This window comes from Paenibacillus sp. TSM33 (assembly GCF_056099025.1).
The window spans coordinates 141,575-164,233 of the sequence record NZ_JBLZXB010000019.1 but is presented as its reverse complement, the minus strand read 5'-3'; the positions used below and the strand labels follow the sequence as shown (position 1 = coordinate 164,233).

20 protein-coding genes are annotated in these 22,659 nt (G+C 47.3%); 19 read left to right on the top strand and 1 reads right to left on the bottom strand.

Translation table 11 applies throughout. From position 1 onward, the window contains the following. Position 1 precedes the first annotated feature (1 nt). The 5 genes from ACN6NF_RS21545 (at position 2) to ACN6NF_RS21525 (ending at position 7,936) form a co-directional block, all read left to right on the top strand. Entirely contained in the window at positions 2-766 is a 765-nt protein-coding gene (locus ACN6NF_RS21545) for a GTP cyclohydrolase II (protein WP_474319515.1), read from the top strand. Further along, positions 763-1,863 carry a bifunctional diaminohydroxyphosphoribosylaminopyrimidine deaminase/5-amino-6-(5-phosphoribosylamino)uracil reductase RibD gene (ribD, locus tag ACN6NF_RS21540; protein ID WP_474319514.1) on the top strand — a complete coding sequence of 367 codons (1,101 nt, stop codon included), beginning with the start codon at positions 763-765 and terminating at the stop codon, positions 1,861-1,863. The genes ACN6NF_RS21545 and ribD overlap by 4 nt, the downstream gene beginning before the upstream one ends. A gap of 648 nt (positions 1,864-2,511) precedes the next feature. Continuing rightward, on the top strand, positions 2,512-5,433 hold the full coding sequence (locus ACN6NF_RS21535; protein WP_474319513.1) for a glycosyl hydrolase: 2,922 nt from the start codon (positions 2,512-2,514) through the stop codon (positions 5,431-5,433). A 41-nt stretch (positions 5,434-5,474) separates the two neighbouring features. Further along, the gene (locus ACN6NF_RS21530; RefSeq protein WP_474319512.1) at positions 5,475-6,104 is read left to right on the top strand and encodes a class I SAM-dependent methyltransferase; all 630 of its coding nucleotides are present in this window, start codon (positions 5,475-5,477) and stop codon (positions 6,102-6,104) included. Between the two features lie 713 nt (positions 6,105-6,817). Beyond that, complete coding sequence (locus tag ACN6NF_RS21525; protein WP_474319511.1) at positions 6,818-7,936, top strand: slipin family protein; 1,119 nt, start codon at positions 6,818-6,820, stop codon at positions 7,934-7,936. A 60-nt stretch (positions 7,937-7,996) separates the two neighbouring features. Here the strand turns inward: ACN6NF_RS21525 and ACN6NF_RS21520 are convergent, their stop codons facing one another. Further along, positions 7,997-8,410, bottom strand: a complete 414-nt coding sequence (locus tag ACN6NF_RS21520) for a chemotaxis protein CheW (RefSeq protein ID WP_016820389.1) — start codon at positions 8,408-8,410, stop codon at positions 7,997-7,999. Positions 8,411-8,685: 275 nt separating this feature from the next. Here ACN6NF_RS21520 and ACN6NF_RS21515 point away from each other — a divergent pair, with 275 nt between their 5' ends. The 14 genes from ACN6NF_RS21515 to ACN6NF_RS21450 all read left to right on the top strand — a co-directional run bounded on the left by ACN6NF_RS21515 (position 8,686) and on the right by ACN6NF_RS21450 (position 22,642). Then, on the top strand, positions 8,686-9,621 hold the full coding sequence (locus ACN6NF_RS21515; RefSeq protein WP_017425578.1) for a sugar-binding transcriptional regulator: 936 nt from the start codon (positions 8,686-8,688) through the stop codon (positions 9,619-9,621). Between the two features lie 208 nt (positions 9,622-9,829). Beyond that, the gene (gene deoC, locus ACN6NF_RS21510; protein WP_474319510.1) at positions 9,830-10,492 is read left to right on the top strand and encodes a deoxyribose-phosphate aldolase; all 663 of its coding nucleotides are present in this window, start codon (positions 9,830-9,832) and stop codon (positions 10,490-10,492) included. 30 nt (positions 10,493-10,522) lie between these two features. Beyond that, positions 10,523-10,918, top strand: a complete 396-nt coding sequence (locus ACN6NF_RS21505) for a cytidine deaminase (protein ID WP_016820386.1) — start codon at positions 10,523-10,525, stop codon at positions 10,916-10,918. 75 nt (positions 10,919-10,993) lie between these two features. Further along, complete coding sequence (locus ACN6NF_RS21500) at positions 10,994-12,172, top strand: NupC/NupG family nucleoside CNT transporter (RefSeq protein WP_016820385.1); 1,179 nt, start codon at positions 10,994-10,996, stop codon at positions 12,170-12,172. A 30-nt stretch (positions 12,173-12,202) separates the two neighbouring features. Next, a complete protein-coding gene (gene deoB, locus ACN6NF_RS21495) occupies positions 12,203-13,387 on the top strand; it encodes a phosphopentomutase (protein WP_474319509.1) in 1,185 nt (394 codons plus the stop codon). Positions 13,388-13,478: 91 nt separating this feature from the next. Next, complete coding sequence (gene deoD, locus ACN6NF_RS21490) at positions 13,479-14,186, top strand: purine-nucleoside phosphorylase (protein WP_013373173.1); 708 nt, start codon at positions 13,479-13,481, stop codon at positions 14,184-14,186. Between the two features lie 32 nt (positions 14,187-14,218). Beyond that, a complete protein-coding gene (locus ACN6NF_RS21485; RefSeq protein WP_474319508.1) occupies positions 14,219-15,520 on the top strand; it encodes a pyrimidine-nucleoside phosphorylase in 1,302 nt (433 codons plus the stop codon). 152 nt (positions 15,521-15,672) lie between these two features. Next, entirely contained in the window at positions 15,673-16,722 is a 1,050-nt protein-coding gene (locus tag ACN6NF_RS21480) for a leucine-rich repeat domain-containing protein (protein ID WP_474319507.1), read from the top strand. 47 nt (positions 16,723-16,769) lie between these two features. Then, the gene (locus tag ACN6NF_RS21475) at positions 16,770-17,267 is read left to right on the top strand and encodes a hypothetical protein (RefSeq protein WP_474319506.1); all 498 of its coding nucleotides are present in this window, start codon (positions 16,770-16,772) and stop codon (positions 17,265-17,267) included. Between the two features lie 116 nt (positions 17,268-17,383). Next, entirely contained in the window at positions 17,384-18,067 is a 684-nt protein-coding gene (locus ACN6NF_RS21470) for a hypothetical protein (protein ID WP_045244999.1), read from the top strand. A 365-nt stretch (positions 18,068-18,432) separates the two neighbouring features. Continuing rightward, positions 18,433-19,497 (top strand): sulfate ABC transporter substrate-binding protein, encoded by a 1,065-nt coding sequence (locus tag ACN6NF_RS21465; protein WP_474319505.1) that lies wholly within the window; start codon positions 18,433-18,435, stop codon positions 19,495-19,497. A gap of 79 nt (positions 19,498-19,576) precedes the next feature. Then, positions 19,577-20,410, top strand: a complete 834-nt coding sequence (gene cysT / locus ACN6NF_RS21460) for a sulfate ABC transporter permease subunit CysT (RefSeq protein WP_016820376.1) — start codon at positions 19,577-19,579, stop codon at positions 20,408-20,410. Between the two features lie 63 nt (positions 20,411-20,473). Continuing rightward, a complete protein-coding gene (gene cysW / locus ACN6NF_RS21455) occupies positions 20,474-21,349 on the top strand; it encodes a sulfate ABC transporter permease subunit CysW (RefSeq protein ID WP_474319504.1) in 876 nt (291 codons plus the stop codon). 162 nt (positions 21,350-21,511) lie between these two features. Next, positions 21,512-22,642 (top strand): aminotransferase class V-fold PLP-dependent enzyme, encoded by a 1,131-nt coding sequence (locus ACN6NF_RS21450; protein ID WP_474319503.1) that lies wholly within the window; start codon positions 21,512-21,514, stop codon positions 22,640-22,642. Positions 22,643-22,659 lie beyond the last annotated feature (17 nt).

The window sequence follows — 22,659 nt, the reverse complement described above, 5'->3', positions numbered from 1 at the left end:
GATGAACATTAAAGTTGTAGCTACGCTACTTAACGATAAAATTCAAACCGTTCGTGGAGAGCAATCTTCGACGATTTTGGTAGGACCGATCAAGCTACCAGTTAATTTGGAAGGGGAGACGGTTGTTTTTCAATGGTATTGCTGGTTGTCTGTACGGGACGAGGAAGATCGCCAGAACTTACTGAATGCCAATGCTGAGACGATTGTGAAGCGATTGTCCACACTCAATTTGGCGGAGGGACAACAATCTAGCGTATTGGTGTACGGGGATCTCCAACAGTCCGAAAATGCATTAGTTCGTATGCATAGTATTTGCCATACGGGAGATATTTTTGGTAGCAAGCGTTGTGATTGCGGATTTCAACTTCACCAGTCGATGAAAATGATCGTCGAACATGGCACAGGTGCGTTGTTCTATCTGGCAAATCATGAAGGTCGCGGGATCGGTTTGTTTAGTAAAGCCATGGCTTATATTCTGCAGGAAGAAGGCATGGACACCGTTGAAGCCAACCATCAGTTGGGTTTTGAAGATGATACACGCAATTATGCGGATGCCATTAGTGTGCTTCAACACCTGAGACAAAAACCAGTAACTCTAATTACAAATAACCCTAAAAAGCTGGATGCCTTAAAGAAATCGGGGATGAATGTGGCGGGTCGTATGCCGCTCTGGGGCGATGTGTCACAATATAATGAACGGTATTTGAATACAAAAGTAGAACGATCCGGCCATTTGCGGGATTCCGATCTCAGGGAGGTTCTATGAACACTCACGAAAAATATATGCGCCTGGCACTGGAAAATGCCAGAAGTGCCAAAGGGCAAACAGAGCCGAATCCGCTCGTCGGATCAGTCATTGTTAACAATGACCGCATCGTAGGGATCGGCGCTCATTTAAAGCCCGGTGAGCCCCATGCCGAGATTCATGCATTGCGTATGGCAGGTGACCACGCTCGGGGAGCGACGATATACGTAACGCTGGAGCCGTGTTCCCATCACGGTCGGACAGGCCCGTGCGCGGAAGCGATTGTGAAGGCAGGCATTCGTCGGGTGGTCATTGCAGCACTGGACCCGAACCCGCTGGTTTCCGGCAGAGGGGTACAGATTTTGAAAGATGCGGGCATTGAGGTCATTGTCGGAGTATGTGAGCAGGAATCCATCCGTATGAATGAAGTGTTCAATCAATACATCGTGAGCAAGCGTCCTTTTGTTACGATCAAATCGGCAGTAACGCTGGACGGTAAAATTGCAACTCGAACCTCTGAAAGCAAGTGGATCACATCTGAGGCCGCACGGGAGGATGTGCATCGTCTTCGTCACGAGCATGTAGGAATCCTGGTCGGTGTACAGACCGTGATTCATGATAATCCCCAGCTTACGACTCGTCTACCAGAAGGGCGGAATCCGATTCGTATCATTCTGGATAGTAAGCTTCGTATTCCATTAGATGCTCGTGTTATTACAGATGGAGAGGCGCCGACCTGGATATTCACAGGACGGGCTTACGATGAAGGCAAGCGAAGCCAGCTGGAACAGCTCGGTATAAAGGTATATCCGACACAGGATGAAAACAGTGAGCGGGTCAACCTTCCACAAATGCTGGACATTCTGGGGGCAGCGGAGGTCTCATCAGTATTCGTGGAAGGCGGGGCCGAGGTGAATGCTTCGTTCGTGCAGCAAGGACTGGCAGACAAGCTGGTGCTGTATATGGCACCGAAGCTGGTTGGAGGCCGCACGGCTCCGGGCTTTCTTGGGGGAGAGGGCGTGTCTGCGATGGGCGATGCGGTGGCCTTGCAGGATTTGAGCGTGACACAGGTTGGCGTGGACTGGAAAATAGAAGGGTATTTTGAGCGGGAAAAATGAGTGAGTTGTTTTTGGGTGGAGAAGGAGGCTCCGCGAAGGGGTTGATCTTCCGATCGCTGTTGCAGTGGGATTCTTCGGATTGTTTAAGATATTTAAAGGTAAGAATCCCACTGCAAAGGCGAACGCTACCGCTTCTCCAGATTCAATCCCTCCGCTCCGCTGCTGCCCACCGCAAAGTCACTCATTTTTCGAAAATGGTGTGTGGAGCATGGGGAATGAGCATAAGAAACAAAAACTCAAAAACTCAAAAACTCAAATACTTAAAAACTTAAAAACTTAGAAATTCAAAAGACTGAGAATCGAATCTGAAGGGCTAAAAGGCCTGGAGGGTTCTTTTTTATATATTAGACGGTTAGTAGGATGAATGGTTAATGGGGTGAATAACTCATAAGGTGAACGTCTTATGGGGTGAAATCGAAATGACATAATTACTTATTGCAAAATGACATAATTACATAATATTTGGGTTTTTCGTCCTGGTTTCTTATGTATTATTTAGAGACTTTCGCCTCGTTTAGTTAGATTATAGAAATATAAGGATTGACCTGGAAATGTAGATCAAGCACAATGAAGTTGAATTCAGCTTGGATGAAAAGGGAAACGCCTTGCAGTGAAAGGGCTAAGAGAATCCAAAGGAGGATGTTGGTTGTGAAAAAGATGATATTATGCTTGTTAAGTGCCAGTCTGATATGTTTAGCTGCACCGGTTTCTACTAAAGCCTTTTCGGGTGAGGTCACACAAGGCACAGGCTCATATTCAACCACATTACCTACCGGAGCAGCTACACCGCAAAACGAAATTTATAAGACTGCGAATGTAACCAGCCCAATGCCTACCAACGACTGGTGGAGCAGTCTGGCCTGGGTGCCCTACTCCGAGGCTCAATATCCGCATCCACTTGCCTTGAAAAATCAGCAAAACGGTCTGCGCATCTTTAACCCAAGCGGTAAAATTACGGTCAATCCGGGGTACATCGCAGGCTGGATGGATGACGTAAACGATTTTACCGTAGGTCATTCTGTAAGCGCTTCATTTCCGGATGCCAAGGTGGACGACTTCAGCGACTGGTTTGTCAAATCACTATTTCAAAGCGGAAGCAACAAAATGAGTGCTACCTATGGACACGGCTCCCCCTATGTTTTTTTCGAGTTTGGCGGTGGTAATCCCAAGCTCTCGTTCAATGAGGTACCCAAGGTCTGGTCCGGCTCAGCTACCTCCCCTGTGCTTGGCATTACGATCAATGGCTCGCACTATGGTCTGTTTGGTCCTTCCGGCAGCACCTGGTCTGGCCTCGGAACGAGCACTCTGGTCAATCAATTGAACGGGAAAAACTATTTTACAGTGGCGGCTTTGCCTGACAAAACAACGGCGACCTTGGACAAATTTCAGCAATATGCCTATTCTTTTGTTACAAACTCTAAAGCACAGTACAGCTATAACGAAGCCTCTTCCGAGGTAACAACCACCTTTACCGTTACAACAATCGCAAAACAAGGTACACAAGCGGGTACTATTTTTGCCTTATATCCACATCAGTGGAAAAACTCATCACAATCCCTGCTGGGCTACACGTATAATTCTGTACGTGGTCTGATGAAAACGGCGGAAGGAGCTTCTTTTCAAACGAAGATGAAATTTACAGGGGTACTCCCTTCTTTGCCCGATTTGGGATCTTATGATAAAAATACGCTGAACAGCTATATAGACGAGGCGAAGGAGGAAGTCTACTCTGGCGATAGAGATACGTACTGGACTGGAAAACGTTTGGGCAAGCTGGCAGCGCTGGCGCCGATTGCTGACCAGGTGGGTAATACTGCAGCAGCGACCCAGTTCCGCAATGAGATTAAAAATCGGCTGCAGGACTGGTTTAAGGCCAGCGACAGCTCAGGAAATCTGAAAAGCTCGAATCTATTTGTGTACAATAGCAATTGGGGAACATTAATCGGCTATCCCGACAGCTTTGGCAGCGCGGTAGAATTAAATGACCATCATTTCCATTACGGATACTTTATTAAGGCTGCGGCCGAAATTGCACGGGTGGACAAGAGCTGGGCATCCAATTCACAATGGGGGCAGATGGTGCAACTGCTCATTCGCGACATTGCCAATACAGACAGGTCTGATTCTAAATTTCCGTATTTACGTAATTTTGATCCCTATGCCGGTCACACCTGGGCTTCCGGTCATGCCAAATTTGGCGACGGCAACAACAATGAATCCTCCTCGGAGGCGATGAATGCTTGGGCCGGTCTGATTTTATGGGGCGAGGCGACGGGAAATACGCAAACTCGTGATCTGGGCATTTATCTATACACGACGGAAATGAATGCGATTAACGAATATTGGTTTGATGTACAAGGTACAAACACCCCTTCAGGGATGCAAAGTGCGACGGCAAGTATGATCTGGGGTGGTAAAACGGTGGGGAATGCCACATGGTGGACCAATAATCCCGCAGAGGTGCATGGCATCAACTGGCTGCCGATTACTTCTGCTTCCTTGTATCTGACACAATATCCGGAATATGCGGCTGAAAATTTTAGCAATCTGCTGCAAAAAAGCGGTGGGAATTTCAGTCCGTGGGAAGATATCGTGTATATGTACAGAGCGATTTCGGACCCGTCTGATGCCAAGGCCAAATTCAGTGCACGCGTAGCGGCGATGACACCGGAAGCTGGGAATTCCAAGGCGAATGCCTACCACTGGATTTATAATTTGGATGCTGTAGGAAACATCGACCGCAGCGTCACTGCCAATTCACCTATTTATGCCGTATTTCATAAGAACGGTGTAAAAACCTATGTGGCCTACAACTTTACAGACCAGGTCAAAACAGTAACCTTCTCAGATGGGCACAGCATTACCGTGCAGCCAAACAGCTTTAATACTGGAAATGGAAGCGGCGGCAATCCGCAGCCGGATACAGAGGCTCCATCCAGCCCGGCAAATGTACGAGCTACGACCAAAACGGCTTCGACGGTTACCCTGGAATGGGAGGCATCCACAGACAATGTTGGTGTTACGGAGTATATTGTGTATAAGGACGGGGCCCAGGCGGCAAAAATAAACGCTACTTCCGCTTCAATTACAGGACTAAATGCAGCTACTACTTATAGCTTTACCGTCAAGGCTCGTGATGCAGCCGGTAACCTGTCTGCGGCAAGCCGTGCTGTATCGGTAACTACGGAGGCAGCATCTGGCGGCAATGATGGAGGCGGAGAAACGGAGGATTACACCGTACGGGCCCGCTTTGTCAGCGATCGTGAAGCACTGCTTCAATTTACACCCAAAACAGCCTCAGCCTATGTTGACGTGCATTATACTTTAGCAGGTGGACAACAGCTCAACTACCGGATGACCAACAATGCCGGTGTTTGGGAGCAGCGGGTTACAGACCTTTCCATTGGGAAAGCCGTTAGCTATTGGTTCACGTACGAAAAGGCGGGATTGCAATATGAGACTCCTTCATTTAGCTATACCCACCAGACGACTTCCACAATGACAGGGGGTTCCGAAGTTTCCGCGACCGAGGTGTTGAACACGTCCCAAACCAGGCTTGCTCCTGAATAAATTTGAAATTATTATAAGATAATTATAGAGGAGATAAAGGTATGACAGAATTTTGGGAATCCAGTTTTATAGAAAATCAAATGATGTGGGGCTTTGAACCTTCAGACTCAGCAATCCTGACCAAGGACTTTTTCATTGAAAAGAACGTTAAGGATATATTGATACCTGGTATTGGATATGGTAGAAACGCCAAGGTTTTTATGGACAACGGAATACATGTTACAGGTATAGAGATTTCAAAAACAGCGATTGATTTGGCAAGACAAAAAGGACTTAATATTAGTATTTTTCATGGTTCCGTAACGGATATGCCTTTTGATAACAAACTTTATGACGGTATATTTTGTTATGCGCTTATTCACTTATTGAATAAACAAGAGAGAGAGAAGTTTATTAAAGATTGCTATCATCAGCTAAAGCCAAACGGATATATGATTTTTACTACGATTTCAAAGGAAGCTCCGATGTTTGGAAAGGGAAAGCAGCTAGGTAAAGACTATTTCGAGATCATGGAAGGGGTAAACATGTTTTTTTATGATGCTGACTCGATAGAACAAGAATTCGGAAAATATGGATTAACAGAAATTTCGGAAATTGTTGAGCCACATAAAAATATGGAAAGCAAACCTCCATTCAAATTTATCATGGTCAAATGTCACAAAGAGCTGTAAGGTGAATGGTGAGAGAACGACACGAGGGAAGCATCTGCGCTTCCTCCGTGTCTTTTTTTGTTTTTTATGGGGTCGTAATACTTTCGCCATGTTCGTGTGTGCTAGGGTGCGCAATAATGATAAAGGCTGATACAGGAAGATATTACCGAGGCGAGGATTTCCTAAGGTCCCGCAGTGCCTGCCCTGATCGGGTCAGGTGTCCTGTAAATCTGATGTATCCACCAACAATTAGGGTTCGATTCCCAATCGCCTTCCAAGCGACTTTTGGTAGAGTATTCGAATGGTCGAATAAAACAATGAAAAGACCCCGATAAGAGCATCCCATGTCTGGTCTTGATGACAGATGCCGGAGCGATGGCTATGCGGTCAGCGGATACCGGAGAGAGCAAGCGCCGACAGGACCCGAGGCTACGGGAATACGGATTCACAGTCGATGTTGGGCTGGTGAATTCCATCCCCGGAACACGGGAACAGGCGGCCCCTTTCTTTTTCCTTAAGCTTGGCCCCGCCTTTCACACGGAGGGATGCTCTGCAAGGGTCCTACCCCTGCCACAACAAATAAAAATAAAAAATCCTCATTTTAAAAATGCGTTTTGACTCAACGTGCGAATAAGTAGAGCGGTCCATTTGAACTTGAAGAAGAACGTGGAGCCGCCATACATACGAAGAAGCCTATTTTTAAGTTGAGGATTTTAAATACTAGGAGTGATACGATGTTTAAGAAGATAACGATTAAAGCCGATGAGCGCGGACTGTTGTTCAAAAAAGGAAGCTACCACAAGTTGTTGCTCCCAGGTACCTACCTATTGAAGACATTTCAGCAGGAAGCCGTTGAAATTTTGAATGTAGCCGAATCATTTTTTGTACCAGATCATGATATTCGTTTGTTTTTGACAGATCCTCTGTTGCTGGAGCAATTGACTGTCATCGATGTAGAGGACCATGAATATGTTCTGCATTATGAGGATAATCGGTTTGTAGAGCTGCTGACAGCCGGGAAGTATGCATTTTGGAACATGCTCAAGGAGCATCGTTTTGTTCGTGCAGATACCCGGCAGCCTGCCATTGATAAGGCATTGGGGCAAGCATTCTTGTCCAAGACACCAGGCTTCTGGAAAGCCCTTCAGGTGGGCAGTCATGAATTGGGCTTTTTGTATTACGATAATGTGCTGCAAGGTGAACTAAAACCGGGAAAATATTATTTCTGGTTGTCCACGGTGAATACAGAGATCAAAACACTAGATATGCGACAGCAGCAGATGGACCTGATGGGTCAGGAAATTATGACTGAGGACAAAATCACGCTGCGTCTTAACTTCGTCTGTCAGTACCGGATCATTGAGCCGCTACGGGCGTTGGAATTCAGAGCATACGAGGAACAAATATACATTATGCTTCAACTGCTGCTGCGTGAATATGTGGGTACGATGAAGCTGGATGATTTGCTGAAAATGAAGCAGGAGATCGCGGAATATGTTTTGACACGACTGAATGAGCAGAGCGGTGAATATGGGGTTACTTTTACGTCCGCAGGGGTGAAGGATATTATTTTGCCGGGGGATATCAAGGATATTCTGAATACAGTGCTATTGGCAGAGAAGAAGGCACAAGCCAACCTCATCACACGACGTGAAGAGACGGCATCCACTCGTAGTCTGCTCAATACGGCCAAGCTGATGGACGAAAACGCCACCCTCTATCGCCTCAAAGAGCTGGAATTCATGGAAAAGATCTGCGAGAAGATTGGTACGATATCGCTGACTGGCGGAAATACGCTGCTGGAGCAGCTAAACACGTTGGTTCATATGAAAGAGGGGCAGGGACTGCAATAACGGAAAATACTCCCGAACGATGAGTGCAAGCTGGCTCAAGGTTCGGGAGTATTATTTATTTTAGTTCGTCTTGGTGGATGCGAGAAAAGCGTCCATATCGATCACCGGAATGAGAGCACCCCGATGCTCCATCACAGTAGGAAACAATTCGCGTTGCCATTCTTCCTCATTGCTTTGTAGCTGACTGTCTTCAGCAGATGCCGTATCCTCCACCTGATCGACAAGCAAGGCAATCTTCGCACGACTGAGCAAAATCATTTTGTCCTCGGAGGAGTCGCTCGATGCGGGAAGAAACAGTTTCTTACGAAGATTAAGGATTGTAAATACATCGCCACGAATGGTCACCATTCCTTCATGCCATGCTTCGGAAAAGGGGAGCGGTGTCCCTTTTTTGGCATTCATAACTTCCTCAACTTCCAGAAAGTTTAACGCGAATTTCTTGTCCGCCAGACTGCATACAATATATTCAGACATAGCAATTCTCCTTACATATTCAGATAAGTCCATCACAAGTTGTGAACTAGTGATAAATTGGGTTAACTATTGCGTTTTAACAGATGGAACGATAAAGTGGAGGATGCGGTAAAATGGTTTTAGTTAATCACAGAATATCACAAACGAGCAGTTAAATCTTCCAAAATAACAACCAACCGGACAAGGCGTGGCTAAGAGTTTCCCTTCATATATAATGTTTGGAGCTGAGGTCGTGTCCGATGCACTACATTTTAAGATAAGCGGGTTGAGGTAGAATGGATCATGAAAAGCAGCGATTAAGTATCGAGGCAGCCAGATTATACTATCTAAACGACTATAGCCAGCAGGATATCGCGGTCAGACTTGGGGTTTCACGTCCTACGGTATCGCGGTTGCTTCAGGCTGCCAAGGAACAGGGATACGTGAGGATCAGTATTGTGGACCCGATGGAGGATATGGACGCGCTCGGAGAGCAGGTGAAAAAGAAATACGGGCTGGATACCGTGCTGGTCTGTTATTCGCCATTAAATGAATATCAGGAGATCAAGAAGCATATTAGCAAAAAAGCAGCGGATTATTTGCATGAAACGGTACAGGATGCTGATATTATTGGAGTGACATGGGGAACAACCATGCATGCGGTGGCGCTTCATCTCCAGCAAAAGCAGGTCAAGGGAGTTGAGGTGGTTCAGCTCAAAGGAGGCGTAAGCCATTCGCATGTCAACACTTATGCCGTGGAAACCGTGAATTTGTTCGCAGAAGCCTTTAACACCATCGCTCGGTATTTGCCGCTGCCTGTAATTTTCGACAGTCAAGCTGTTAAGAAAATGGTTGAGGAGGATCGGCATATCCAACGTATCATTGAACTTGGCAAGCAGGCGAACATTGCGGTGTTTACGGTGGGTACGGTCAAGGAGGATGCGCTGCTGTTCCGATTAGGCTATTTTAACCATGAAGAGCAGAAGCTGCTGCAAAAAATCGGCAAGGGCGATATTTGCTCACGCTTTTTTGACGATGAGGGCAACATATGCAGTCAGGAAATCAACAGCCGTACCGTTGGAATCGATCTACCTGAGCTGCGAAAGAAAGAGAAGTCCATCCTTGTAGCTGGAGGCCAGCGCAAAGTAGAGGCCATTCGGGCATCACTGCGCGGTAAGTATGCGAATATCTTGGTGACGGATCAGTTTACAGCACAAGCACTTTTGCAATAGAACCTGTGGTCTTAATTCAATTAAACATGGTTACGGTGTGTGCCTACAGGGTAACATGAATTGTAGGTGAACGGCCTGTGTACAAGCGTGAACATAATTTCAAAATGTGTTTTACATATGTTCAGAGCCGTGCTATGATGATCTCAACACAGAGAAATAAACGATTCATTTTCTTCACACTATTTATTAAATGAAGGAGCCTTTAGATATGAACATTGCAGCATTAATCGACCATACATTGTTGCGTGCAGATGCGACGAAGGATGAAATTACAAAACTGACTGCTGAGGCAAAAAAATACCAGTTTGCTTCCGTATGTGTGAATCCGGCGTGGGTAGCTTATGCAGCCGAACAGCTCGCAGGCACAGGCGTGGCTATTTGTACGGTTATCGGGTTCCCACTGGGAGCTAATACACCGGCAACGAAAGCATTTGAAACCAAAGATGCTATTGCTAACGGTGCAACTGAAATTGATATGGTAATTAACATAGGCGCTTTGAAGGCGCGCGATGTACAGCTTGTCGAGCGGGATATCCGTGCGGTTGTGGAAGCGGCTGCGGGTACACTGGTAAAAGTAATTATTGAAACCTGCCTGCTGACAGACGAAGAGAAGGTACTGGCGTGTGAGCTGTCCGTCAAAGCCGGAGCAAATTTTGTGAAAACTTCAACGGGTTTCTCTACAGGTGGAGCTACTGTGGAAGACGTAGCCTTGATGCGCAAGACAGTAGGACCTGATATTGGTGTTAAAGCTTCTGGCGGCGTACGCAGCCTGGAGGACGTACAAAAATTAGTAGAAGCTGGCGCAAGTCGGATCGGTGCAAGTTCCGGTGTGAAAATCATCGAGGGCGAGCAATCAACATCTTCCTACTAAGTTTATTTTAAAGTCATGGAGGGATTCGCGATGAAGGATCAATTGATTCAGAAAGCGCTTGAGGCGCGTAATCAGGCATATGTTCCGTATTCGAATTTTCAAGTGGGTGCTGCGGTTCTTGGGAGCGATGGCACGATTTATCACGGATGCAATGTGGAAAACGCCTCCTACGGCTTATGTAATTGTGCAGAGCGGACAGCGATTTTCAAAATGGTATCCGAAGGCTGCCGAAAAATTGATTCGATTGCGGTAGCAGCTGATACGGAAGGACCTGTGTCTCCATGTGGGGCCTGTCGTCAGGTCATTTCCGAATTTGCTCATCAAGATACCAAAATTTATCTGACAAACCTTCATGGAAATACGGAAGAGTGGACGGTGGATCAATTACTGCCGGGTGCCTTTCGACCTGCGGATCTGGGGAAATAAAAAAAAGAATGCCTCTTTGGGGCGCATTCTTTTTATGGGCAATGTAAGCGCTTAATGTAATGAGGGGGAATTGAAATGAAATATGTAATCGCTTTGGTGGGATTGCTCGTTGTATTTGCACTTACTTACGTTGCCAGCAGTGACAAGCGTAAAATCAGGTATCGTCCGCTGATAGTTATGGTTGTTCTGCAAGCAGCGCTTGCTTTCGTACTGCTGAATACAGAGATTGGTGAAATTCTAGTCAAAGGTTTTGCAAAAGGTTTTAATAGTCTGATTGGTTATGCTATGGAAGGGATCAACTTCGTTTTTGGCGGAATTGCGAATGAAGGAGCAGCACCGTTCTTTATCGGTGTACTGCTGCCAATCGTGTTCATATCCGCACTGATTGGGATTTTACAGTATGTAAAAGTCCTTCCTTTTATTATTAAATATATCGGGCTTGTCTTGAGCAAAGTAAACGGAATGGGTAAACTGGAATCCTACAACGCTGTAGCTTCGGCTATCTTGGGTCAATCCGAGGTGTTTATTTCCGTTAAGAAGCAAATTGGTCTGCTGCCAAAACATCGGCTGTATACACTGTGTGCATCTGCGATGTCTACGGTGTCCATGTCGATTGTGGGAGCCTACATGCAAATGTTGAACCCCAAATATGTGGTTACCGCTTTGGTATTAAACCTGTTTGGCGGCTTTATTATCGCTTCCATTATTAATCCGTACAAGATTGAGAAGGAAGACGATTTACTGGAGGTTCAAGAGGAAGAGAAGCAGTCCTTCTTTGAAATGCTCGGGGAGTATATTATGGATGGTTTCAAGGTTGCTATTACGGTAGCTGCGATGCTGATCGGATTTGTGGCGCTGATTGCCATGGTTAACGGTATTTTCTCCTGGTTGTTTGGGATCAGCTTTCAGGCGCTGCTTGGCTATGTGTTTGCGCCGTTCGCCTTTGTTATGGGGATTCCGTGGAATGAGGCAGTGCAGGCGGGCAGCATTATGGCTACCAAGCTCGTATCCAACGAATTTGTGGCCATGCTGGATCTGACCAAGCAAACAGGCTTGTCCGAGCGTACGGTCGGGATCGTATCGGTATTCCTCGTATCCTTTGCAAACTTCTCATCCATCGGTATCATTTCCGGGGCTGTGAAGGGTCTGCATGAAAAACAGGGAAATGTAGTGGCCCGTTTTGGTCTGAAGCTGTTGTACGGAGCGACGCTGGTTAGCGTGCTGTCGGCAACGATTGCAGGGTTGTTTTTGTAAAAAAAACAGCGAGTCAGGGAAAGGATTTTTATGATGTCTAAATTTAAACGGATTCACTTGGTCGTTATGGACTCGGTTGGTATTGGCGAAGCACCGGATGCTGCCCAGTTTGATGATTATGATGTAGATACACTCGGTCATATTGCGCGCGAACGCGGCGGTCTGAACATGCCGAATATGGGTAAGCTCGGTCTGTCCAACATTCGTTCCATAGAAGGGGTATCGGTGGCCGATAAGCCACTTGCGTATTACACCAAAATGCAGGAAGCCTCCAACGGCAAGGACACGATGACAGGTCATTGGGAAATTATGGGATTGAATATTGCAGTTCCTTTCCGTGTATTCCCGGATGGGTTTCCAGATGAGCTGATTCAGCGCATTGAGGAGCATACAGGCCGTAAAGTCATTGGCAACAAGCCAGCCAGTGGCACGGAAATCATTGACGAACTGGGCGAAGAACACGTGAAAACAGGTGCACTCATCATCTATACCTCAGCGGATTCAGTGCTGCAAATTGCGGCGCATGAGGAGGTTGTACCTTTGAAGGAGCTCTATGAGATTTGCGAGTTCTGTCGTAAAATCACGCTGGAAGATCCGTACATGCTGGGTCGCATTATTGCCCGTCCGTTCGTAGGCGAGCCAGGCAACTTCTCTCGTACCTCCAATCGACATGACTATGCGCTCAAGCCATTTGGTCGTACCACAATGAACGAGCTGAAGGATGCAGGTCTGGATGTAATCGCCTTGGGTAAAATCTCTGACATTTATGACGGCGAGGGTGTAACGAAAGCAGTGCGCACAGTGTCCAACATGGACGGCATGGATAAGCTGGTCGCTACGCTGGACGAGGAATTCACCGGATTAAGCTTCTTGAATTTGGTGGACTTTGATGCTGTATACGGCCACCGCCGTGATCCGCAGGGATACGGTCAAGCCTTGGACGATTACGATGCCCGTCTGCCCGAGGTATTCGCCAAAATGACCGATGACGATCTGCTGATCATCACCGCAGACCATGGGAATGACCCGACATATCGCGGAACGGATCATACCCGCGAATATGTGCCTTTGCTGGCATATTCCCCTCGTTTTGCTGCTGGAGGCAAGGAACTGGCGGTTCGCAAGACGTTTGCGGATATTGGGGCGACCGTAGCGGATAACTTTGGTGTAAAACTGCCTGAACACGGAACTAGCTTTTTGGCAGAGCTTCAGTAATCCAGGACCCTAGCAAGAGTGCAGGCAGGATGATTAGTAACGATATGAGTAACAATATGAGCATGGACAAATGGGACGGAGGAATAAAAACATGAGTGTACACATTGGAGCCAAACCTGGAGAAATTGCAGAAACGATTTTGCTGCCAGGAGACCCGTTACGGGCGAAATTTATCGCTGAAACGTATCTGGAGGACGTGACCTGTTACAACGAGGTGCGCGGAATGCTCGGATTCACGGGAACGTACCAAGGCAAACGTCTGTCTGTACAGGGAACCGGGATGGGGCTGCCTTCCATCAGTATTTATGTCAACGAACTGATTAGCGAGTATGGTGTGAAAAACTTGTTCCGTGTGGGTACTTGCGGCGGAATGAAGGAGCATGTACACGTTCGTGACGTCATTTTGGCACAGGCATCCTGTACAGATTCCGGCATGAACCGCCATATCTTTGGCGGCTATGATTTCTCACCGATTGCCAGCTTCCCTCTCTTAAAGGGCGCTTATGATCGCGGTGTTGCCAAAGGCTTGAACATGCATGTCGGCAACGTATTCAGCTCAGACAGCTTCTACCGTGATGACAAATCAGTGGTACAAAAGCTGATGGAATACGGCGTGCTGGGTGTGGAGATGGAGACTTCGGCTTTATACACGCTGGCAGCCAAGTTTGGTGTAAACGCACTGACCATTCTGACGGTAAGTGATCACTTGCTGACAGGTGAAGAAACGACGGCAGAAGAACGGCAAACCACGTTTAAAGAAATGATGGAAGTTGCACTGGATACAGCAGTATCCCTGTAAACGATCATACGCACAGTGAGGAGAAATGACATATGAGAATGGTAGACTTGATTGAAAAAAAACGTGACGGAAAAGAACTGAGCACTGAGGAAATTAACTTTATTATCCAAGGCTATACTCAGGGTGAAATTCCTGACTATCAGGTCAGTGCATTGGCGATGTCTATTTTCTTCAAAGATATGAACGAACGGGAACGTGCTGATTTGACCATGGCAATGGTTCATTCAGGAGATACGATTGATTTGTCCGCAATTGAAGGTGTAAAGGTAGATAAGCACTCCACTGGTGGTGTGGGTGATACGACAACACTGGTACTGGCTCCACTTGTAGCAGCCTTAGACATTCCGGTAGCGAAAATGTCAGGTCGCGGCCTCGGACATACCGGAGGAACAATCGACAAGCTAGAGGCTATAGCAGGCTTTCACGTAGAGATCACCAAGGATGAATTCGTAGATTTGGTAAATCGCAGCAAAATTGCGGTCGTCGGACAAAGTGGCAACCTGACCCCTGCGGATAAAAAATTGTATGCTTTGCGTGATGTTACAGCAACGGTAAATTCGATTCCGCTGATTGCCAGCTCGATTATGAGTAAGAAAATCGCTGCCGGCTCTGATGCCATCGTACTGGATGTCAAGACAGGTGCGGGGGCATTCATGAAAACAGTAGAAGATGCCAAAGAACTGGCACATGCCATGGTAAGCATCGGGAATAATGTGGGTCGTAAGACCATGGCGGTTATTTCTGACATGAGTCAACCGTTGGGGCTGGCTATCGGGAACTCACTGGAAGTTAAAGAAGCAATTGATACGCTGCGCGGCGAAGGACCCAAAGATCTGGAAGAGCTGTGTATGGCTTTGGGCAGTCAGATGGTATTTTTGGCCGGGAAAGCAGACTCTCTCGAAGACGCTGAAGAGAAGCTCAAAGAGGTCATTCGTAACGGCAAAGCACTGGAGAAATTCAAAGAGTTTATTGCAAATCAGGGCGGCGACGCTTCTGTAGTGGATCATCCAGAACGATTGCCACAGGCGCAGTATCTTATTGAAGTACCTGCAAAGCAGGACGGTGTGGTAGCTGAAATTGTGGCTGACGAAATCGGTACCGCTGCGATGCTGCTGGGAGCAGGTCGTGCGACCAAAGAATCCGAGATTGATTTGGCTGTCGGCTTGATGCTGAACAAAAAAGTCGGCGATGCAGTTCAAAAAGGCGATTCGCTGGTTACCATCCATGCCAACCGTGAAGACGTAGATCAAGTGATGGAGAAAATCTACGCAAACATCCGTATTGCGGATCACGCGGAAGCACCTGTGCTGATCTATGGAACGGTGACAGAATAATATGTAAGCTGTATTTGCGGCTGATCTAGATAGAGAGCCACCGTATGGATTCCTTTGAACAAGTTTGAAAAATATGACAGCCAGACTCATAATAGATATGAGTTTGGCTTTTTTTATTGTTAGGGTGCAGGACAGCACAGAGGAGGAGAGACATGTTCCAATTATACAGCGATGTTCGTGGGACAGCTTATGAAAGACTGATTGATTATGCTATGGAACGGGCAGATACATTTATGCTCGGCGTACATAACTGGGTAACTGAGGATGACAATGGAGTCGCCAACAAGGATGTTTTGTTCGAGAAATTGTTACAGCAATTGAATCCTTTTTTACTGTCCACGCACTCCTATGAGGAAATAAGGGGGGAGCTTTCCATTGCTTACACACCAGGAATATTCTACCGGTACCAATGCACGCCTGAGGCTGGAAGAGTATTAAAGCATGCGGCGTCCAGCCTGTTTTCCTGGGTGCACCCGAAACTACCAGAAGATTTGTGTTTCCAGAATGCCGATGGAGAGGATTGGATCATTAACATTGCTCACGAACGAATCGGTAGATTGAATATGGATAAAGAAGATGCAGATGAATTGGAAAAGCTTATCCCTGGTGTTTTTATTCATAAACCTGAACATCATGGCAATATAGATATGTTTTTGAATGATGCTATTCGGCATCAACCGGATCGAGTGGAGCTCATGCAGTATAGCTTGACGGAGATCCCGGAACGGATTAGAGAATTGCGTTCTCTCAGGCATCTGACTATCTTTGAACAGGATATACGAACACTACCGTCTGCTTTGTTTGAATTGAAATCCTTGGAGTCACTGACGATCCAAGTGGCGGATTTGGAGGAGCTACCTGCTGACATTGCCAAGCTATCCCGACTCAAAAGCCTAAGAGTCAGCTGTGGATGCTATGATCGCCCGGCACCGGGCCAAAAGGTGATCCCCAAGGAGAAATTGGCATTCCGGCATTTGCCGCCTGAAATCGGAGAGCTGCATCAACTAGAGCATCTGGATATCTCGTATAGCGGAATCCGTACGCTCCCCCCTGAGATACAAAACCTAAAAAATCTGCGCTCCTTAGACATTGTGAACGGATTGATTGAATCGGCACCCGAATGTATATATACCATGACCTGGCTGGATCGCTTTCTTATAGAAGATAAGCCGTTCCATCTGTGCAATCACGGTGACGACTGACTTCATACAGCATAGCTTCAGTATATTTTGTGAAGGAGGGATATGAAATGGTGGAAAAATGGGTTTGGATGGGTGTGGCGGGGGTGATCGTAGGTTATGCCGCTTTTGCCAATATGAGCGTTTCGACGAACACCTATACATCAACGACGGGTGCAACGCACCAGACAGCTCCGCTTAGCATGCAGAATAAGCAAGGGGAAGCAGCGAAGCGTATCGTACATGACCAAAGAATGCAATTCGGAGGACAAGGACAAACAGAATTTAGATTTGAAGAGGGGCGCAAGCTGTATATCAGTATCAAGAATACAGGAAAGCAACCCGTACGATACAAGCTCAACAGTTCGAATGGATCAGACTTGCAAGGCACAACGAGCGGGTTTTCTAGCCGAACGTTACAGCCGGGAGAACGCCACGATCTGCTGTTTATCAAGCCAGAGGGGCAGAATGAAGCTGCGAATGGCTCCTTGAAAGAGTTGATTTTGAAAGTAAGTACGGACGACGGATCACGAGGAGACATTAAAACCTTCGCATATATTACACTGTAAGCTCCTTCCAGAATGGGCACGACATGCGGTCATTAGTCTACTTATGTTACAATAGAACGGTTGAAGACTTAATGAACAGAATAGGTCAGAGTAGAAAGCAGAAAGGATGACCCGTTGTGCCTAAAAAACATGAATCCGATAATCACAAAATGTCACGGAGGCTGTCACTTACAGCCATTTTACTTACACTTACATTTGTAGCTCTTACTGGATGCGGCCAGGATAATAATGCTGAACCGAGTGATGCTGGAAGCAGTACAAGCATGATCGAGAACAGTGCTGGAGGCAATCAGAGCAGTTCAGCCCAAAATGACAAAGCAGCTAAAGAGAGCGAGAGTGCAGAAAACAGCGGTACTGATGCGAAAAAGTCAGCTCCTTCCGTCCCGGCTCCTTCAAAGGATACATCTTCTGCTCCTGCAGCCTCCAATGCATCTCAAAATCCTTTTGAGGTAGCAGGTATTCAAGATCCTAAAGCATTTTTGAACACATTCAAAGCGTTGCAGAAGGCTGTTGCCGACAATGATAAGGAGAAGGTAGCCAATTTTATTTTGTACCCTCTGCGTGTCAATGATAGTGAAAAGTCGCTAACGATTCCGAACAAAAAAGATTTTCTGGCTAAATATGATCAGATTTTTACGGACGCGATTCGTGAGGCGCTAGTGAACCAAAAGACAGATGAGTTGTTTGTTAATTATCAGGGCGTTATGGTGGGATCGGGTGAGCTGTGGCTGAGAAGAGCTACGGACAATCCGAAGCATTTTGGAGTCTTTTCGATCAATCTTGAAACGGTAGCCAACTAAGTCGTATTCCACGTGTGGCCATGCCCTCTAGGCGGTCGGAAACGTATACAAGTTTCTGACTGTCCCCCCCTTGAAGAAAGCAATTTATAGATCATCCCATTCCAAAAAAAGGTTTGACATCCCTCATAAACTCTCGTATTATATCCATATAACTCATTAAACAGGTAGGAATTAGAGTATTAAAGTATAACCTCGCCATTCTGGCGGAGAACCTCTAGGAACAGCAGGCAGACACTGTACACGCGACAGGTTTGACCTATCAGGGCTGCATCAGGGAATTCTCCGCTCTTTTTTTGATTATGTCTGTAAATAACAGGCGTAAATGATTGTGTATTTACAAATTACATAGAATGAGGGGTGTCTTGATGAAGAGGAAACACAAAATTCGGCTTATTCTCGGACTATCTTTGGTTTTAACGATGGTGCTAAGTGCTTGCGGGGCAAGCAAGGAAGGGACGCAGGCGGATGGTAGCTCTGCTTCCGGCTCCAAGGACGTGGAGTTGCTCAATGTTTCTTATGATCCGACCCGCGAGTTGTATGAGGCATATAATAAAGCGTTTGCCGCCCATTGGGAGAAGGAGAAAGGACAGAAGGTTACGATCAAGCAATCCCACGGGGGATCTGGCAAGCAAAGCCGCTCTGTGCAGGACGGGCTGGATGCAGACGTGGTTACACTGGCTCTGGGCTATGATATTGATGCGTTACAGGAGAAAGGGCTTGTTAAAGAGGGATGGCAAAGTAGATATGAGCATAACAGTTCCCCGTACACCTCAACCATCGTATTATTGGTACGTAAAGGGAACCCGAAGGGGATCAAGGATTGGGATGATCTAGTCCGCGGCGATGTACAGGTCATTACACCGAACCCTAAAACCTCGGGCGGAGCCCGCTGGAACTATCTTGCAGCCTGGGCCTATGCGCTCAAAAAAAACAATAACGATGAAGCCAAAGCCCAGCAGTTTGTACAGGAGCTGTATAAGCATGTGCCGGTACTGGATAGCGGAGCACGTGGAGCGACGACGACTTTCGTAGAGCGTGGAATTGGCGATGTGCTGATCGCTTGGGAAAATGAAGCACTGCTGTCTGTGAAGGAGCTAGGTGCGGATAAATTCGATATCGTATATCCGTCGATCAGTATTTTGGCTGAACCTCCGGTAGCGGTGGTCGATAAAGTGGTAGATAAAAAAGGTACACGCGAGGTGGCGGACGCGTACCTGAAATATTTGTACAGTGAAGAAGGGCAGACCATAGCTGCTGAAAATTATTATCGCCCCACATTAGAGAGTGTGACGGCAAAGTTCAAGGATCAATTTCCTAACCTGGAGCTTGTAACCTTGAAGGATGTATTCGGAACATGGAAAGAGACACAGCAAAAGCATTTTAGCGACAAGGGGATTTTTGACCAGATTTATGTACCTGGTAGTTCATAACATAAGTGAAGTGTAAAGGCGAGAGGATCAGTTGGCGCGAGTGCCATAGTCAAAGGATGGAGAGAGGGATGGACAGAACATGAGTCAAATGCAAGCCACCCGAAAACGCGTACTTCCCGGTTTCGGGTTAACGATGGGTTATAGTGTGCTGTATCTCAGTCTGGTGGTGCTGGTGCCATTATCAGCACTGCTCCTGAATTCAACCGGGCTGACGTGGGAGAAATTTTGGGACGTGGCGACGGATGCCAGAGTGCTGGCTTCCTACAAGGTGAGCTTTTTGTGTGCCGCAGCTGCGGCGCTGATCGATCTGTTTCTCGGTTTATTGATCGCCTGGGTACTGGTGCGTTATGAGTTTCCAGGGAAACGAATGTTTGATGCGGTCATCGATCTGCCCTTTGCATTGCCCACGGCGGTGGCAGGGGTTGCGTTGACCGCTCTATATGCACAGAACGGCTGGATCGGCTCACTGTTCGAACCGCTTGGGTGGAAAATGGCATACTCACAGACAGGGATTACGCTCGCGTTGATGTTTATTGGCATTCCGTTCGTTGTACGGACAGTTCAGCCGGTGCTGGAGGAGCTGGATAAAGATGAGGAAGAGGTGGCTGCTACGCTGGGAGCGGGCAGATGGCGTACCTTCCGCAGCGTTATTGTGCCGGAACTGGTACCACCGCTGCTGACGGGTTTTGCGCTTGCCTTTGCCCGCGGCATTGGCGAGTACGGATCTGTCGTTTTCATTTCTGGCAATATGCCGATGAAGACCGAGATTGCTCCGCTGCTCATTATGTCCAAGCTGGAGCAAAATGACTACGCAGGGGCTACGGCGGTGGCATTGATGCTGTTGGTCATTTCATTCGTACTGTTATTCGTGATTAACAGTTTTCAGCGCTGGTCGCGGCGCCGTGCAGTCTAACGTTAGCATGCGCAGACAGCAGAGGCCTGCGCATTAAACCCCGTATTCAAGGAGGTATACATCATGTCACAAGCGATAACTGGGCAGGAGCTTGCTTCTGCACCAGTACCTTCATCTGCACCGCCCCATAGGGTTACAACCGAAGCCCCTTGGGTCAAGTGGACGCTCATTGGTGCTGCTTTTTTAGCTTTGCTCTGGGTGTTGGTATTGCCGCTAATCGTTGTGCTTACCGAAGCACTCAAGCAGGGATGGAGCGTATACGTTGAAGCGCTACGGGACCCGGATGCCATGTCCGCATTGCGCTTGACGCTACTGGTGGCAGCGATAACGGTTCCGCTGAATACGGTATTTGGTGTAGCGGCCGCCTGGCTGATCACAAAATTTCATTTTCGTGGTAAAGGTGTGCTGGTCACCTTGATTGATTTACCCTTTGCGATCTCGCCTGTCGTCGGAGGACTGATGTATGTATTAGTGTTTGGCGCACAGGGCTGGCTTGGGCCGTGGCTGGACGAGCATGATATTAAAATTATATTTGCTTTGCCAGGCATTATTTTGGCAACGCTGTTCATTACATTTCCTTTTGTAGCGCGCGAGCTTATTCCGCTGATGGAAGATCAGGGGCAGCAGGAGGAGGAAGCGGCGGTCACACTGGGCGCACGCGGCTGGCGCATTTTCTGGAAAGTGACGCTGCCGAATATCAAATGGGGTTTGCTGTACGGCATTATTCTGTGTAATGCGAGAGCCATGGGCGAGTTTGGTGCAGTGTCCGTCGTCTCGGGACATATTCGGGGCGAGACGAATACACTTCCGCTGCATGTGGAGATTTTGTATAACGAGTATCAGTTCTCGGCATCTTTTGCGGTGGCCTCGTTGTTGCTGCTACTTGCTTTGGCAACTTTGGTGCTTAAAAGCTGGTTTGGACGCAAACGCGTGCATTAATTAATAATTGTGTATATGATCCAACAGGGCCTCTCTTTGTGTCTATCGTCTGTTAACGGCGAGAAGATGGGAAGAGAGGCCCTTGTTCTAAGGTGGCTTATATGGATAATAAAATGATCATATCAAGGCACGTTGGTGTGTCCAGGAGGAGCGAAGGGAAATATGAAACATCCGTTTCAGTCCTACCGTCAGTTGTTTCCGGTGCTGTCCTCACATATCCATGTAGGGAGCTGTTCCCAGGGGGCGATATCGAGACCGGTTTCCGCTGCTATTGAGGAATATCATCGAAGCTTGCTGCAACACGGTCATAACGGCGATCTATCCATGGCACGTTTGGAGGAAGCCAGAGGACATTTTGCCAAGCTCATCGGGGCGGAGCCTGACGAAATTGCGGTGCTGTCCTCAGCCTCTGAGGCGATTGCTGGCGTGGCCACTGCCCTTCCTTATGTACCGGGAAAAGAAGGGATTGTCTATGCAGACACCGACTTTCCGACGGTGGGCCACATCTGGCAGGCACAGGAGATGTTCCGTGATCATATTTGCTGTATCCCTTCTACGGAGGGAGAAGTGACCCTAGAGCAGTATGAGGAGCATGTTACGGAGAATACTGCGCTCATTATGGTATCCCATGTGAATTATACCAACGGATTTCAGCAGGATCTCAAATCCATTGCACATATAGCTCATCGAAATCAGGCGTTACTATTCGTCGATGCCTATCAGTCTGCAGGAATGATTCCGATAGACGTAAAAGCGATGGGCATAGATATGCTGGTCGCGGGAGCACGCAAATATATGCTGGGGATACCGGGAGTGGCTTTTCTTTATATAAGTAAGGAGCGAATAGAACGCTTCAAGCCCCGTCTTACGGGCTGGCTTGGACAGGAGTCCGTCTCCCGGTTTGATATTGCTCATCCGGTTCCAGCGGCAGGCGCCCGACGCTTTGAGACAGGATTACCTTCCTTCATTAGCATTTTTGCCGCCAATGCAGCCTTAAAGCTGCTGCTGGAAATTGGGGTCACGAACATTCAGACCTATATGAATGAGCTGTTGGACTTTTCTATTGAATATGGACGCAACAAAGGGTTGCACATACGTATACCTGATGGAGGAGGCACTTTACCAAGTCTGCTTGCTGTTGAAGTAGCCGACGTGTCGGCAGTAGAGAGGCGTTTGCGGAGCCGAAATATGATTGTGTCAGCACGAAAGGATGTTATTCGTGTGGCTCCGCATTTTTACAATACGGCAGAGGAAGTCCGGCGGGTCCTAGATGAACTAGGTGGGAGTTGTTGAACAGCAAAAGCCTCTTC

What these genes read in the sequence shown, in the direction of transcription:
- ACN6NF_RS21475 (WP_474319506.1), top strand. Translation starts at nt 16,770, where the DNA reads ATGGTGGAAAAATGGGTTTGGATGGGTGTGGCGGGGGTGATCGTAGGT.
- ACN6NF_RS21500 (WP_016820385.1), top strand. Translation starts at nt 10,994, where the DNA reads ATGAAATATGTAATCGCTTTGGTGGGATTGCTCGTTGTATTTGCACTT.
- ACN6NF_RS21545 (WP_474319515.1), top strand. Translation starts at nt 2, where the DNA reads ATGAACATTAAAGTTGTAGCTACGCTACTTAACGATAAAATTCAAACC.
- cysT (WP_016820376.1), top strand. Translation starts at nt 19,577, where the DNA reads ATGAGTCAAATGCAAGCCACCCGAAAACGCGTACTTCCCGGTTTCGGG.
- cysW (WP_474319504.1), top strand. Translation starts at nt 20,474, where the DNA reads ATGTCACAAGCGATAACTGGGCAGGAGCTTGCTTCTGCACCAGTACCT.
- ACN6NF_RS21515 (WP_017425578.1), top strand. Translation starts at nt 8,686, where the DNA reads ATGGATCATGAAAAGCAGCGATTAAGTATCGAGGCAGCCAGATTATAC.
- ACN6NF_RS21450 (WP_474319503.1), top strand. Translation starts at nt 21,512, where the DNA reads ATGAAACATCCGTTTCAGTCCTACCGTCAGTTGTTTCCGGTGCTGTCC.
- deoD (WP_013373173.1), top strand. Translation starts at nt 13,479, where the DNA reads ATGAGTGTACACATTGGAGCCAAACCTGGAGAAATTGCAGAAACGATT.
- ACN6NF_RS21465 (WP_474319505.1), top strand. Translation starts at nt 18,433, where the DNA reads ATGAAGAGGAAACACAAAATTCGGCTTATTCTCGGACTATCTTTGGTT.
- deoC (WP_474319510.1), top strand. Translation starts at nt 9,830, where the DNA reads ATGAACATTGCAGCATTAATCGACCATACATTGTTGCGTGCAGATGCG.
- deoB (WP_474319509.1), top strand. Translation starts at nt 12,203, where the DNA reads ATGATGTCTAAATTTAAACGGATTCACTTGGTCGTTATGGACTCGGTT.
- ACN6NF_RS21520 (WP_016820389.1), bottom strand. Translation starts at nt 8,410, where the DNA reads ATGTCTGAATATATTGTATGCAGTCTGGCGGACAAGAAATTCGCGTTA.
- ACN6NF_RS21485 (WP_474319508.1), top strand. Translation starts at nt 14,219, where the DNA reads ATGAGAATGGTAGACTTGATTGAAAAAAAACGTGACGGAAAAGAACTG.
- ACN6NF_RS21480 (WP_474319507.1), top strand. Translation starts at nt 15,673, where the DNA reads ATGTTCCAATTATACAGCGATGTTCGTGGGACAGCTTATGAAAGACTG.
- ACN6NF_RS21530 (WP_474319512.1), top strand. Translation starts at nt 5,475, where the DNA reads ATGACAGAATTTTGGGAATCCAGTTTTATAGAAAATCAAATGATGTGG.
- ACN6NF_RS21525 (WP_474319511.1), top strand. Translation starts at nt 6,818, where the DNA reads ATGTTTAAGAAGATAACGATTAAAGCCGATGAGCGCGGACTGTTGTTC.
- ribD (WP_474319514.1), top strand. Translation starts at nt 763, where the DNA reads ATGAACACTCACGAAAAATATATGCGCCTGGCACTGGAAAATGCCAGA.
- ACN6NF_RS21505 (WP_016820386.1), top strand. Translation starts at nt 10,523, where the DNA reads ATGAAGGATCAATTGATTCAGAAAGCGCTTGAGGCGCGTAATCAGGCA.